Source organism: Sphingomonas lycopersici, assembly GCF_026130605.1.
GTDB classification, from domain to species: Bacteria; Pseudomonadota; Alphaproteobacteria; order Sphingomonadales; family Sphingomonadaceae; genus Sphingomonas; species Sphingomonas lycopersici.
This window is the reverse complement of sequence record NZ_JANFAU010000004.1, coordinates 368,946-381,084: the sequence shown is the minus strand read 5'-3', so window position 1 is coordinate 381,084 and position 12,139 is coordinate 368,946. Positions and strand designations below refer to the sequence as shown.

Here is a 12,139-nt window from a genome sequence, read left to right as displayed (position 1 = left end):
GAGAGGAGAAAGACATGATGCGCGTTGCGGCAATTGCCCTGTCCAGCCTTCTCGCCTTCACGGTTCCCGCGCAGGCGGCCGAACCGTGGCAACAGGCGGTCGCCGCGGCGATCGGCAAGCCGGGCGCGGAGATGCCCGGCGGCGTCTATCGCATCGGCCTGCCGCGCAGCGATCTCAAGGTGACGCTCGACGGCGTGACGCTGAAGCCGGCGCTGGCGCTGGGATCGTGGCTGGCGTTCGCGCCGCACGGGCCGGGGCAGGCGATGGTCATGGGCGATCTGGTGCTCACCGATACCGAGGTGAATCCGGTGATGGCCAAGCTGATCGCCGGCGGGATCGAGATCACCGCGCTCCACAACCATCTGCTGCGCAACACGCCGCACACGATGTACATGCACATCGCCGGACATGGCGACCCGGCCCAGCTGGCGCGGACGCTGCACGACGCGCTGGCGCTGAGCGGCACCCCGCTCTCGGCGCCGCCCGCGAATGCTTCGGCTGCGCCCGAGGCGCTGGATCTCGATACCGGGGCGCTCGACCGCATCCTTGGCCACAAGGGCAAAGCGGGCGGCGGAGTCTATGCCTTCGGCATTCCCCGTGCCGAAGCGCCGCGCGAGGGCGAGATGGTCTTGCCGCCGGCGATGGGCGCGGCGGAGGCGATCAATTTTCAGCCGACCGAGGGCGGCAAGGCCGCGATCACCGGCGACTTCGTACTCACCGCCACAGAGGTCAACCCGGTGCTGCGGACGCTGCGCGCGAACGGGATCGAGGTGACGGCGCTCCACAACCATATGCTCGATGACGAGCCGCGGCTGTTCTTCATGCACTTCTGGGCCGATGACGACGCGCAGAAACTGGCGCGCGGGTTGGCGGCGGCGCTGAAGCACGTGGCCGTCGCGGCGAATTGAGCCGCGGCGATGCGCCGCCGCACACGCCTCTCGGCCGCGTTGCTGATCGGGCTGCCCGGATGCAGCCTGGCGCAGCCCGAACAGTCGATTTCGTCGTTCGTGCTCGAACGGACGATCCCGCTCCCCGACACCAGCGGCCGGATCGACCATCTCGCGATCGATCTGGCGGATCGTCGCCTGCTCGTCGCCGAAATCGCCAACGGGACGGTCGATATCGTCGATATCGAGGGCGGGCGCGTCGAAGCGCGGATCGCGGGTCTTTCCGAACCGCAGGGCGTCGCCTGGCTTCCGGCAGTGCGGCAGCTGGTCGTCGCCTGTGGTGACGGCACCGTGCGCTTTTATGCCGCCGATCACCACGAACTCGCGCGGCTCGACCTCGGCGACGATGCCGACAACATTCGGGTCGACCAGCGCAACGGGCGTGTCGTCGTCGGCTATGGCAAGGGCGGCCTCGCGACGATCGATCCGGCGCGTCACATCGTCGTCGCCCGGTTAGCGCTGCCCGGTCATCCCGAGGGGTTCCAGCTCGCGGGCGCGCGCGCCTATATCAATGTGCCGGGGAACGGATCGATCATCGCGGCGGATATCGATCAGGGACGGCAGCTCGCACGTTGGCTGACCGGGCTCCAGCGCCTCAACTTTCCGATGGCGATCGAGCCCAGCGGGCAGTCGATCAAGATCGCCTATCGGCTACCCGCCGGGCTCGCGAAGATCGATACGCGGAACGGAAGGACGCTGTCGCTGAAGTTCGCTTGCGGGGATGCCGACGACCTGTTCCTGGCGGGCAAGCGCGTGCTGGTGATATGCGGCACCGGCCATGTCGACATCGTCGACGATGACGGCCGACGCGAGCGCATCGAAACCCAGGATGGCGCCCGCACCGGGCTCTATGTGCCTGAACTCGAAAGGTTGTTCGTCGCGGTCCCGTCACGCGGGCAGCCCGCGGCGATCTGGGTGTTCAAACAGAGCCTGCTTCATCGCCGCTGATCGCATGGCGGTCGCGCCGGTCGCGGCTCCAATGCCAAAATAGCCGAGGGCCGGCGTTTGACGGTTGTCCGGAGGGATTCTCGCGCTAGCAAGGAGACATGGGGCCACTCGATATCGCCGTCGCCGGTTGCGGGCCGGGGGGACTCGCAGCCGCTCTGCTGTTGAAGCGCGACGGACACCGCGTGACATTGTTCGAGCGGTTCGAAACGCCGCAGCCGATCGGATCGGGGCTCATGCTCCAGCCGACCGGCCTCGCCGTGCTGAAACGGCTCGGGCTGGCCGAGATCGCGCTGGAGAGCGGGGCGCGTATCGATCGGCTGATCGGTCAGGCCGGGACGGCCGGCCCCGTCGTGCTGGACGTGCGCTATGCCGCGCTGGGCCGCCCGTCCGCCTTCGGCATCGGCATCCATCGCGCGAGCCTGTTCGCGCTGCTTCACGATGCGGTCACCACCGCCGGCGTGCCGATCGCGACGGGACGGACGGTGGCGGGCAGCGTTGCTGACGGCGCGAAGCGTCGCCTGCATTTCGCCGACGGCGATATGGCCGGGCCTTTCGACCTCGTCGTGGACGCGCTGGGAACGCGCACCCCGCTTGCGCCACCCACGGGGCATTCGCTGGCCTATGGCGCCTTATGGGCCAGCCTCGACTGGCCCGACGCGACGACCTTCGACGAGGCGGCGCTCGAGCAGCGCTATCGGCGGGCGAGCACGATGGTCGGCGTTCTCCCCGTCGGTGCGTCGCCGCACGCCGGGCGGCGGCAGGCTGCCTTCTTCTGGTCGCTCCGCGCCGATCGGCTGGACGCCTGGCGCACCGCCGGGCTGGATGCGTGGAAAGCCGAGGTTCTGGGGCTGTGGCCCGCTTGCGCGCCGTTGCTCGATCAGATCGTCAGCCCCGATCAGCTCACCTTCGCGCATTATGCCCATCGCACGTTGCGGGATCCGGCCGAACCCGCGCTCATCCACATCGGCGACGCCTGGCATTCGGCGAGCCCGCAACTCGGGCAGGGCGCCAATATGGCGCTGCTCGACGCCTGGGCGCTCGCCAAGGGGCTCCGCGAGAGCAAGGGCGTGGGGGAGGGGTTGGCCGACGCGGTCGCCCGACGGCGACGGCATGTCCATCTGTATCAGCGGCTCACCGCGCTGTTTACGCCGGTCTATCAGTCCGACAGCCGCCTGTTGCCGCTCGTTCGCGACCGGCTGGTCGGGCCGCTGTCGAAACTGTGGCCGGCAACCTGGATACAGGCGGCGATGGTCAGCGGGCTGATCGGCAATCCGCTGCGCCCGCTCGGCCTCGACGCGCGGCAACCGGCTCAGCCGGACGAGCCGATCCGGCACGCGGCATGAGAAGCAAGACATCGGCCCGGGCTGATCCCGCGGCTGAACCAGCGTCGCGCCTGCCTTGAGCCGCATCCTCGTCCTCGGCGGCTACGGCGGTCGTATTGTCCGCCGGCTAGGTTTTATGCCCGCCCCTATCTTGCCGCCCGCCCTTGTATTCGCGTCGGCGCCGAGGCAGTTCTTCGCGGATGTCCACCGAGCCGGAACTAGAAACCATCCTGCTGGGGCCGGTGCTTGCCGATCGCGAGTGCGGCGGGTGCGTGGCATGTTGCACCGTCCTGACGGTGGATACGCCCGAGTTCAAGAAACCAGCGGGAACGCCCTGCGCGCATCTCGTTCCGGGCGGGTGCGGCATTCACGAGACGCGCCCTCCGATCTGCCGGACATGGTTCTGCGCTTGGCGCCGGATCGCGAGCCTGCCCGACGAAGCCCGACCCGATCGGTCCGGTCTGCTGGTTTCGCTCAATTTCGTGCGCGAGCCGCGCAATTGCTTCGAGGGTGTCTCGATCAATGTCCGCAAGCTCGCCGGCAGCGACGCGATAGAGAGCGGGATGGCGCGCATCGTGCTCGACAGCCTGTGCGACCGGCTGGTGCCCGTCTGGTTCAGCGACGGATCGGAGAAGATGCTGATGCATCCCGACGGCGATGTCGCCCGCCTGGTTATCTCGGGCGATCCCGCGCCGGCGCATCTCCGCGACGAAGTGGCCGCGTGGCGCGAGCATTACGGCGTCTTTTCGACCGAGGGCTAGAAGCTCGTTCGAACAGCGGGTTGATGCGGGGCATCCTCAACCTGCATCAGCGCCTCGGGCAGCAGGTTTACCGCGTCGGCCAATCGCTGATCCAGCAATGGCAAGAGATCGGTCCACCCGGTGATGCCGTCGATCTCCCCGGGGCCGTCGGATATCCCGCGTAGGCCGATCAACGACAGGCCGAAGCCCTGGCACGCGCGCGCCACGGCATAGGTTTCCATATCCACGATATCCGCGTCGATCGCGGCGAAAGCCTCGCCACCGACGATGTTCGCCCCGGTCGAGAGCCGCGCCGTTTCCAGCCGTAGCGGTGTCGACAGCGATATCTCGGCGGGCTGGCCGAGAAAGGGCGTCACCCCCTTCGGAAAGCCGATCCGCGAGGCATCCATATCGCGCCAGGAGACGGTACTGACCTGATAGACCTCGCCAAGCGCGCACCGCCGCGATCCTGCCGACCCGAGCGAAACGACCACATCCGGCAGGCCGCCGGATTGCTTCATCGGGGCACATGCTTGTCCCATCGCCAGCGCCGCCTCGATCGGGCCGACGCCGGTCATTAGCGGCCTGAACAACTTGCGGAGGTGAGGGCCATATTCCGCGTCCGTCGCCATGACGAACAGGACGCGCTTGCCCGCGATAAGCTCAAAATCGCCCACGAACCCTCACTTCTATCGGGAAGCCTCTTATGGGCTGCGCGAAGTCTTTTCTGCAACAAGACCCGCAACCGCTAAAGATTTTGACAGCGCCGCTCGGCCGGTTTGGCGCATCACCGCCTCCACAAACGGAGGACCCGCTATGAACCGCAGAGATATACTGCGCTTTGGCGTAGGCGCGATCGCATGCGCCGCGATCGCGCACCCCGCGCGCGCCGCACCGAGCTTCGATCGGTTTCGCGTGCCGGAATGGAGCCGGCGTCGACGCTTCGTCAGCAACGGTTTCGGCCGGATCGCCTTTATCGATCAGGGATCGGGCGACCCCGCGCTCTTTCTCCACGGCTATCCGTTGAGCGGTTTCCAATGGCGGGATGCGGTGGAGCAGCTCGGGCTGTTTTACCGCTGTATCGTGCCCGATTTCCTAGGGTTGGGTGCGACCGAAGCGGCCGAGGGGCAGGACCTGTCGGCGCCGAGCCAGGCCGCGATGCTCATCGCGCTGCTCGATGCGCTGAAGATCGCCCGTGTCCATGTCGTCGCCAACGACAGCGGTGGTGCGGTGGCGCAATTGCTCGCGGCGCATCACCCCGATCGCGTCCGCACCTTGTTGCTCACCAATTGCGATACCGAGCGGCAGAGTCCACCGCCGGCGATGCGGCCGGTGATCGAGCTGGCGCGCAACGGCCTCTATGTGAAGCAATGGATCGAGCCGTGGTACGCAAGCCGCGACCGCGCCCGTGCCGCCGATCAGTTCGGCGGGATGTGCTACGCCGATCCGGCCAATCCCACCGACGAAGCGATCGAGATGTATTTCGGCCCGCTTCTGTCGAGCCCGGCGCGCGCGCGTCAGGCCGAGGCGCACGCGATCGCGCAGGGCGGCAACGCGTTGCGCGGTATCGCGCCGATGCTGGCGCGCTGTCCCGTCCCGACGCGTATCGTGTGGGGAACGGCCGATACGATCTTCGAACCCGCGAACGCCGATTTTCTCGCGCAGGCTTTCGGCAATTCGCGCGGCGTCCGGCGGATCGAAAAGGCCAAATTGTTCTGGCCCGAGGAGCGGCCGGACGTGATCGTCGAAGAGGCCGACGCGCTGTGGCGCGGGGCCAAAGCGTGAAAGGGCCGATCGTGCTGCAATCGCTGTCCCGCGCCGTGCAGGGCGCGGCGTTGCTCCTGGCGACTATCGCCGCGACGCCGTCCGTTGCATCGGATCATCTCGATTCGTCGTCGGTGATCGCCGATCCGCGCGCCGACATCGGCGATCTCTTCGCCTGGATCGCGCCCGACGGACGGCATCTCAATCTGGTGATGACGATCGTCGGGCACAGCCTTTCCGACAAGATCGCTTATGCCTTTCATATCGACAGCGGACGCCGCTTCGGCCGGACGACCGCGACGATCGATCTCGTTTGCCGCTTCGCCAACGCGACCGCCGCCGATTGCACGTTAGGGAAAGTCGACCGGGCGCGCGGCGATGCCAGCCATACGGAGGGGCTGCTGAGCGGCGAGAAAAGCTTCCGCGTCTATGCCGGGCTGCGTGACGATCCCTTCTTCAACAACGTCCGCGGCACGCGTGACATGTACAATGTCGCGACCAAGGCGCTCGCCGGCTCCGCGCGCTATGATGCTGCGAACTGTCCGCGGTTCGATGCGGCGCAAACCGCCGCGATCCGCGATGCGTGGCGGCACACCAACGGCGGACCACCGACGAACTTCCTGCGCGGATGGACGCCGGATTCGATCGTCGTCTCGGTCGATCTCGCGCCGGTCACCCGGGGTGGCCCGCTGATCGCGGTCTGGGCATCGACGCGCGGCCCCAAAGGGCAGATCGACCGGGCGGCGCGTCCGCTCACCGGCAATGCGCCGCTCGTCACGCTGGGATCGGACGATGCGCAGAACGAGATCAAGGAGCGATACAATCACGCGAGCCCGGCAACCGGCGCGCCCTTTGTCGCGGAGATCGCCAAAGGGATCGCATTGTACGACGGCCTCGACGGCCGATGCGGCGACAGCCTGCTGGTCGACCACAATGCCCCGCCGGCGCGGCGATACTGGCCGTTGGCGCGGTTGCTTGCCGACGACCGGTTATGGATCAACAGCCGCTCGTCGATCTGCACCCAGCTTTTCGCGGCCGAGCGCGCCGCGCTGAACGGCGAGCGCGCGCTGGAGAAGGATTGCGGGGGCCGCACGATCAATTACGACGCGGTGAACGTCTATCGATCGTTGCTCGCCAATGGCACCACCAGCGGCATCGACGACGGCGTCCATGCGGATGAGAAGGTGCATTCCACCTCGATCTTCCCGTTCCTGGCTGCGCCCGATCCTGCGGTGCCGGGGTCATGAGGAACATCGTGCCGGCCGTCGCCGCCGCGGCGCTTGCGATCATATCCAGCCCGGCGGCCGCGCATACCGGGACGGGGCTCGCCGGTGGGTTCGCGTCGGGGTTCATGCATCCGTTGAGCGGGTGGGATCATCTTCTCGCGATGATCTCGGTCGGGCTTTGGGGCGCATTTCTCGGCCGGCCGCTGATCTACCTGCTGCCGGTTACTTTCCCGCTGATGATGGTGGTCGGCGCGGTAGCGGGCATGTTCGCGCTGCCGATGCCGCCGGTCGAGATCGGGATCGCCTTGTCGGTGCTCGTTCTCGGCGGCTGCGTCGCAGCCGCTTTCCGCGCGCCGGTCTGGCTCGCGGTGACCGTCGTTGCGACGTTCGCGCTGTTCCACGGCTACGCTCATGGCCGCGAACTGCCCTCCGCCGCCGATCCGATCGGCTATAGCACCGGCTTCGTTCTCGCCACCGGCGCTCTCCATGTCGTCGGCATAGTGATCGGCCTTGCTGCGGATCACCGGCACGGCGCGATCGCGATTCGGCTGGCGGGCGGCGCGATCGCCGTGCTGGGCGTCGTCTTTCTGGTACAGGCGGCGGGCGCATGAGAGATCCGCATCTCGCGCTCGCGTTGCTCGGGGTCGCGACCGGGGGGCTGACGGTCGGTTTCGGCCGGAAAGGGGGCGTGCTGCTCGGCGCGATTGCGCTCGCCGCGACCGTCGGTGCGGTCTTGCCCACGCCCGACGCGGGAACGGGCGAGCCGCTGCTGGCGCTGGCCTGGGGGCTCATCATCATCGCGGCGGGCAGCCTGTGGTTGCCCGATCGCTTGCGCCCCCACGCGCTGAACCTCGTGATCGCGATCGTTTCGGGCGGCACGGCGGGACTGCTCGGCCGGGTGGCGGGCGTGGGAACGCTCGGCTGGTTCGCCGTGGCGCTCACCTTCTCCACCGTCGTGAGCATCCTGCTGGCAAGGAAGCGCTGGCGGTTGCCAATCCGTGTGGTTGCCGGCTGGCTTGTCGCGATCGGGGCGCTGAACGCCACGCTCACGATCCTGCCCGTGACGCCGGGCTATCTGCCCGATCATCTGGAGTAAGCGATGCCTCTTCGTTTCGCCCCGCTGTGCCTACTCGCCGTCGCCGCCGACGCGCATGATTTCTGGCTCCAACCCGCGCGCTGGCAAGCCGCGCCGGGCGAGCCGATCCGGATGACGCTGCAGGTCGGGCACGGCCCGTATCGCCAGCGCTCGCCGATCCCCGCGCGACGGATCGTGCGGTTTGCGGCGATCGCGCCGAACGGGCGGCAGATCGACCTCAGGCCTGGCATGCATATCGGCGGCGCGGATGACGCGACGGCGGCGTTCGGTGCGCCGGGAACCTATGTCGTCGTGCTCGAAACCGACAATCGCGCCGAAAGCCATCTGCCGGCGATCCGCTTCAACGATTATCTCAAGGTCGAAGGTTTGACGCCCGCGATCGCGCTGCGCACCAGCGCGGGGCGCATGGATGCGGACGGCGCGGAGAATTATAGCCGCCACGCGAAGACGATCGTACGCGTCGGGCTTGCGGGTGCGCAGCCGGCGAGCCGCGTGACGAAGCCCGCCGGGTTGGCGCTGGAGATCGTGCCGGAGGCCGATCCACTGACGATCGGGCGCGGCGGCGCGCTGCCGGTGCGCATCTATTATCGCGGCACGCCGCTCGCCGGCGCGCTGGTGAAGCTGAACGACCTCGACCACGATGCCGAACCCGTCGCGATGCGCCGCAGCGACGCGCAGGGGCGTGCGGTGTTTAGATTGCCCGGCAAGGGCAACTGGCAGCTCAACGTCGTCTGGACGCGGCCGCAGCCGAAAACCAGCCTCACCGATTTCGACACCAGTTTCTCCAGCCTCAGCTTTGGCGCGATCGAATGATGCGCTACATTGGCGGGGAGATGGGCAGGCCATGAACGAATTGCGCGTCACATCGCTGCTGGAAACGACGACGCTGTCGATCCGTGACATACGGTGCAGCGGCGACTGCAAGCATAAGACGCCGAGCGAATGCGCGACCGCGCTCCACCTCGTCTATCCCTATCGCGGCGCGTTCATGCGGCATGTCGGCGCGGGGGAAACCGTCGCGGAGGCCAATCAGCTCGTCTTCTTCAACGAAGACGAGGAATATGCCGTCAGCCATCCCGTATCGGGCGGCGACGGTTGCTTGTCGATCGCGGTCGATCCCGCGCTGATCCGGGAATTGGCACCCGCCGACCAGCTCGCGGAGGGGCCGGCGACCCGCTTCAGGCGCGCCCATCGCGGCATCGATCCCAGGGCGCAGGCGCTCGTCGCGCTGCTGCGCCACGGCCTCGCGCGCGGGGCAATGGAAACGCTGGAGGCGGAAACGCTTGCCCTCACGCTGATCCGCCGGTCGCTCGGCGAGCGCACCTCGCACGAACGGGCGACGAGCTATGGGCGCGAGAAATTGGTCGACCGGACCAAGCTGCTGCTCGCCGCCGATCCCGGGCGTCGCTGGACGCTGGCGGCGATTGCGCGGGAGGTCGGGGTGTCGCCGGTGTATCTCACCCAGGTCTTCGCACAGGCCGAAGGGGTGCCGCTCTATCGCTATCAGCTACGCCTGCGGCTGGCGCGCGCGCTCGATCTGCTCGGCGATTGCCGCGATCTGACCATGCTCGCGCTCGATCTCGGCTTTTCCAGCCACAGCCATTTCACCTCCGCGTTCCGCCAGCTCTATGGTCGCTCGCCGGGGGAATTCCAGCGCGCCGTCCGGGTACGGTGACCTTAAGAGCGGCTAAGTAATCGACAGCGGACAACGCCTTCCGTCGGCATCGTTGAATCGAGGAGAAAAGCTATGCAGGACAATTGCGCAGCATGCGACATGCCGCTCGACGAGGCGCGCCGATCGGTCACCATCGGCGGCACCGTCGTCGAAGTGTGCTGCGAGCAATGTGCCATCGCGCTGCGCGAAGCGACGGCGTCCGTCGATCGGGAGGGTGTGTGACGGTTCGACGCACTCGATGTGCGTGGGGCGTCCACAAGGCTAGCCACGCGCACCACAGGTCGTAATCACTGCTCGTCAAATCGGCTTGGCCGGCTAAATATAATCCGGAGCGGAGGCGGGCGAATGAATATTTTCATTGGGGAGTTATTGGGGACGGCGGCGCTTATCTTGTTTGGCAACGGTGTCGTCGCCGGCGTCCTCCTCAAGGATTCGAAAGCCGAGAGCGCGGGATGGATGGCGATCACGACCGGCTGGGCCTTCGCCGTTCTTATCGGCATCATTGTCGCCAAGGCATGCGGCAGCCAGCCGGCTTATCTCAACCCCGCATTCGCGATCGGCATGGCGATATTGCACAACAATTGGACGGATATAGCCCAAGCAGTGGCGGGCGAAATGCTCGGCGCGATCTTGGGCGCGACGCTGGTTTTCCTTCATTATTTGCCCCATTGGCAAAGAACGCCCGATCCCGCGATCAAGCGCGCGGCGTTCTGCACCGAGCCCGCCATTCGCCGCCCGACGGCAAATTTCGTGAGCGAGGTCATCGGGACATTCGCTCTGACGTTCGTCGCCGGCGCGCTCTTTTCCCGGCAGGTATCGCCGAACGGGGTCCCTGACGGGATCGGCCCTTATCTTGTTGGCGTCCTCGTCTGGGGCATCGGCCTGTCGCTCGGCGGAACCACCGGCTATGCCATCAATCCCGCACGCGATCTGGGACCCCGTATCGCGCACGCGCTGCTGCCTGTTCCCGGCAAGGGCAGTTCGGATTGGGGCTATGCCGCGATTCCGGTCCTCGGGCCGATTGTCGGCGGCTGCCTCGCCGGCCTCGCGCTTTTGTGCGTTATTGGTTGAGGTTCGGAAACGGGCGCGCGCACGGGGGCGTGGAACAATCTTACATGGCAGAAGCCCCGCGCGACCTAGGTTATCGTCGCTGACGCCCCTTTCTCGGTGATCGCCGCCGGGAGATCAGGGCAGCGACAAAGGTTCCTGATCTACCCGATAGACAAAGAGTCGCTCCTGCGCCTTCTGTCCGAGCGGGACGAAAAGCGGCAGCAGCAAATCGCGCAGGCGCAGCGAGAGCCAGCCCTGGGCCTTTTTGGGCGTGCCGCTCTGCCGACCGAGGCGAACTGCCGCTTCGACCCGCGCGCGGCGCAGCGATTCGAAGCGCTCGAACGCCCGGGCGGGCGTGGGTTCGGCCGCGATCGCGGCCGCGAGCACGAGCGCGTCCTCCAGCGCCATCGAGGCGCCTTGGCCGGAATGGGGCGTGACTGCGTGGGCCGCGTCGCCGATCAATACCACCCGCCCGAGCGACCAGTGCGAGAGGCTTGGAATGTCGAAATCCGGATAGACACGAATGTCCGCTGGATCGACTGCCGCGATGATCCGTCGATTGACCTCAGGGTCGAGCCGGTGAAGGCCCGCCAGGAATTGCGCCAGCGGTGCGCCCGTCAGGGGTGTGGCGCGGTTTTCTTCGGCCTGGGGAAAGGTGTTGAACCAATGGACTGGGGCGGCTGGCGCCTTGATGTAGCCGAAGAAGGCATTGCGACCGAAGGTCATGTGCATGAGTCCGTCGGTGGGGGGCACATCGGGCATGTCGACGATGCCGCCGCTGCCCTGCAGGCCGTTATAGGCGGGCGCCGGGAGGTCGGGCATGGCGAGGCGGCGCACGCGCGAGCGCAGCCCGTCGGCGCCGACCAGGATGTCAAAGCGCTCGCCGCCGCCGTCCGATCCGGTCACCAGCAGGTCGGACGAGGTTTGCGTGACAGCGTCGACCGCCGTGCCGAAGCGGATGGCGATCCCGGCGGCCCGCGCCGCCTCGAGCAGGATCGCGCCCAATTCGCCACGGGGGATAGTGACCGATGGCGCCGCGAAACGCTGGACGTGCCTCGTATAATCGAGCGCCCCCAGCACGCGGCCATGTTCGTTGTGAAAGACCAGACCGCGGGTCTCGATGCCGCGCGCGAGCGCCGCGTCCGCCAGGCCCAGTCCGCGCAGCGCGTTCATGCCGTTGGGCGCCAGCGTCAGGAAGATGCCTTCGTTCAGCAGCTGCTCCTCGCTTCTCTTCTCGATGACGGTGGGCGCAAAGCCCCGGCGGGCCAGCGCCAGGGCGAGGCCCAACCCGGCAAAACCTGCCCCGACGATACCGATCCGTGTTTTCATCCTTGCCCCATCGATCTTGCCGGTACATGCTATGACAATTGA

The 12,139-nt window shown here is 67.2% G+C and carries 14 protein-coding genes; 12 read left to right on the top strand and 2 right to left on the bottom strand.

Annotated elements, in window-relative coordinates; genetic code table 11:
- The first annotated feature begins 14 nt into the window (after positions 1 to 14).
- The 4 genes from NED98_RS11295 to NED98_RS11280 all read left to right on the top strand — a co-directional run bounded on the left by NED98_RS11295 (position 15) and on the right by NED98_RS11280 (position 3,978).
- On the top strand, positions 15 to 908 hold the full coding sequence (locus NED98_RS11295) for a DUF1259 domain-containing protein (RefSeq protein ID WP_265313065.1): 894 nt from the start codon (positions 15 to 17) through the stop codon (positions 906 to 908).
- Positions 909 to 917: 9 nt separating this feature from the next.
- Positions 918 to 1,895 carry a YncE family protein gene (locus NED98_RS11290; protein WP_265313064.1) on the top strand — a complete coding sequence of 326 codons (978 nt, stop codon included), beginning with the start codon at positions 918 to 920 and terminating at the stop codon, positions 1,893 to 1,895.
- Positions 1,896 to 1,993: 98 nt separating this feature from the next.
- Positions 1,994 to 3,238, top strand: a complete 1,245-nt coding sequence (locus tag NED98_RS11285; RefSeq protein ID WP_265313063.1) for an FAD-dependent oxidoreductase — start codon at positions 1,994 to 1,996, stop codon at positions 3,236 to 3,238.
- A gap of 179 nt (positions 3,239 to 3,417) precedes the next feature.
- A complete protein-coding gene (locus NED98_RS11280) occupies positions 3,418 to 3,978 on the top strand; it encodes a YkgJ family cysteine cluster protein (protein WP_265313062.1) in 561 nt (186 codons plus the stop codon).
- Here NED98_RS11280 and NED98_RS11275 read toward each other — a convergent pair.
- Positions 3,975 to 4,634, bottom strand: a complete 660-nt coding sequence (locus NED98_RS11275; RefSeq protein ID WP_265313061.1) for a 5'-methylthioadenosine/S-adenosylhomocysteine nucleosidase — start codon at positions 4,632 to 4,634, stop codon at positions 3,975 to 3,977. The two genes, NED98_RS11280 and NED98_RS11275, sit on opposite strands and share 4 nt — an antisense overlap.
- A gap of 139 nt (positions 4,635 to 4,773) precedes the next feature.
- Here NED98_RS11275 and NED98_RS11270 point away from each other — a divergent pair, with 139 nt between their 5' ends.
- From NED98_RS11270 to NED98_RS11235, 8 genes are all read left to right on the top strand, one after another.
- Positions 4,774 to 5,742 carry an alpha/beta fold hydrolase gene (locus NED98_RS11270; protein ID WP_265313060.1) on the top strand — a complete coding sequence of 323 codons (969 nt, stop codon included), beginning with the start codon at positions 4,774 to 4,776 and terminating at the stop codon, positions 5,740 to 5,742.
- Complete coding sequence (locus NED98_RS11265; protein WP_265313059.1) at positions 5,739 to 6,968, top strand: DUF4331 family protein; 1,230 nt, start codon at positions 5,739 to 5,741, stop codon at positions 6,966 to 6,968. The genes NED98_RS11270 and NED98_RS11265 overlap by 4 nt, the downstream gene beginning before the upstream one ends.
- 8 nt (positions 6,969 to 6,976) lie before the next feature.
- Entirely contained in the window at positions 6,977 to 7,558 is a 582-nt protein-coding gene (locus NED98_RS11260) for a HupE/UreJ family protein (protein WP_265313058.1), read from the top strand.
- Positions 7,555 to 8,043: a hypothetical protein gene (locus tag NED98_RS11255; protein ID WP_265313057.1), complete on the top strand. Its 489-nt coding sequence runs from the start codon at positions 7,555 to 7,557 to the stop codon at positions 8,041 to 8,043. Before NED98_RS11260 ends, NED98_RS11255 begins: the two co-directional genes overlap by 4 nt.
- A 3-nt stretch (positions 8,044 to 8,046) precedes the next feature.
- Complete coding sequence (locus tag NED98_RS11250; protein ID WP_265313056.1) at positions 8,047 to 8,856, top strand: DUF4198 domain-containing protein; 810 nt, start codon at positions 8,047 to 8,049, stop codon at positions 8,854 to 8,856.
- A gap of 31 nt (positions 8,857 to 8,887) precedes the next feature.
- Positions 8,888 to 9,718 carry a helix-turn-helix transcriptional regulator gene (locus NED98_RS11245; protein ID WP_265313055.1) on the top strand — a complete coding sequence of 277 codons (831 nt, stop codon included), beginning with the start codon at positions 8,888 to 8,890 and terminating at the stop codon, positions 9,716 to 9,718.
- A 72-nt stretch (positions 9,719 to 9,790) separates the two neighbouring features.
- Positions 9,791 to 9,940: a hypothetical protein gene (locus NED98_RS11240; protein ID WP_265313054.1), complete on the top strand. Its 150-nt coding sequence runs from the start codon at positions 9,791 to 9,793 to the stop codon at positions 9,938 to 9,940.
- A gap of 123 nt (positions 9,941 to 10,063) precedes the next feature.
- Entirely contained in the window at positions 10,064 to 10,789 is a 726-nt protein-coding gene (locus tag NED98_RS11235; protein WP_265313053.1) for an MIP/aquaporin family protein, read from the top strand.
- Between the two features lie 114 nt (positions 10,790 to 10,903).
- Here NED98_RS11235 and NED98_RS11230 read toward each other — a convergent pair whose 3' ends face one another.
- Entirely contained in the window at positions 10,904 to 12,097 is a 1,194-nt protein-coding gene (locus tag NED98_RS11230) for an FAD-dependent monooxygenase (RefSeq protein WP_265313052.1), read from the bottom strand.
- Positions 12,098 to 12,139 lie beyond the last annotated feature (42 nt).

Excerpts from the sequence above, each read along its gene's own strand:
- NED98_RS11285 (WP_265313063.1), top strand. The coding sequence starts at position 1,994 with ATGGGGCCACTCGATATCGCCGTCGCCGGTTGCGGGCCGGGGGGACTC.
- NED98_RS11250 (WP_265313056.1), top strand. The coding sequence starts at position 8,047 with ATGCCTCTTCGTTTCGCCCCGCTGTGCCTACTCGCCGTCGCCGCCGAC.
- NED98_RS11295 (WP_265313065.1), top strand. The coding sequence starts at position 15 with ATGATGCGCGTTGCGGCAATTGCCCTGTCCAGCCTTCTCGCCTTCACG.
- NED98_RS11290 (WP_265313064.1), top strand. The coding sequence starts at position 918 with ATGCGCCGCCGCACACGCCTCTCGGCCGCGTTGCTGATCGGGCTGCCC.
- NED98_RS11245 (WP_265313055.1), top strand. The coding sequence starts at position 8,888 with ATGAACGAATTGCGCGTCACATCGCTGCTGGAAACGACGACGCTGTCG.
- NED98_RS11235 (WP_265313053.1), top strand. The coding sequence starts at position 10,064 with ATGAATATTTTCATTGGGGAGTTATTGGGGACGGCGGCGCTTATCTTG.
- NED98_RS11270 (WP_265313060.1), top strand. The coding sequence starts at position 4,774 with ATGAACCGCAGAGATATACTGCGCTTTGGCGTAGGCGCGATCGCATGC.
- NED98_RS11280 (WP_265313062.1), top strand. The coding sequence starts at position 3,418 with ATGTCCACCGAGCCGGAACTAGAAACCATCCTGCTGGGGCCGGTGCTT.
- NED98_RS11240 (WP_265313054.1), top strand. The coding sequence starts at position 9,791 with ATGCAGGACAATTGCGCAGCATGCGACATGCCGCTCGACGAGGCGCGC.
- NED98_RS11255 (WP_265313057.1), top strand. The coding sequence starts at position 7,555 with ATGAGAGATCCGCATCTCGCGCTCGCGTTGCTCGGGGTCGCGACCGGG.
- NED98_RS11230 (WP_265313052.1), bottom strand. The coding sequence starts at position 12,097 with ATGAAAACACGGATCGGTATCGTCGGGGCAGGTTTTGCCGGGTTGGGC.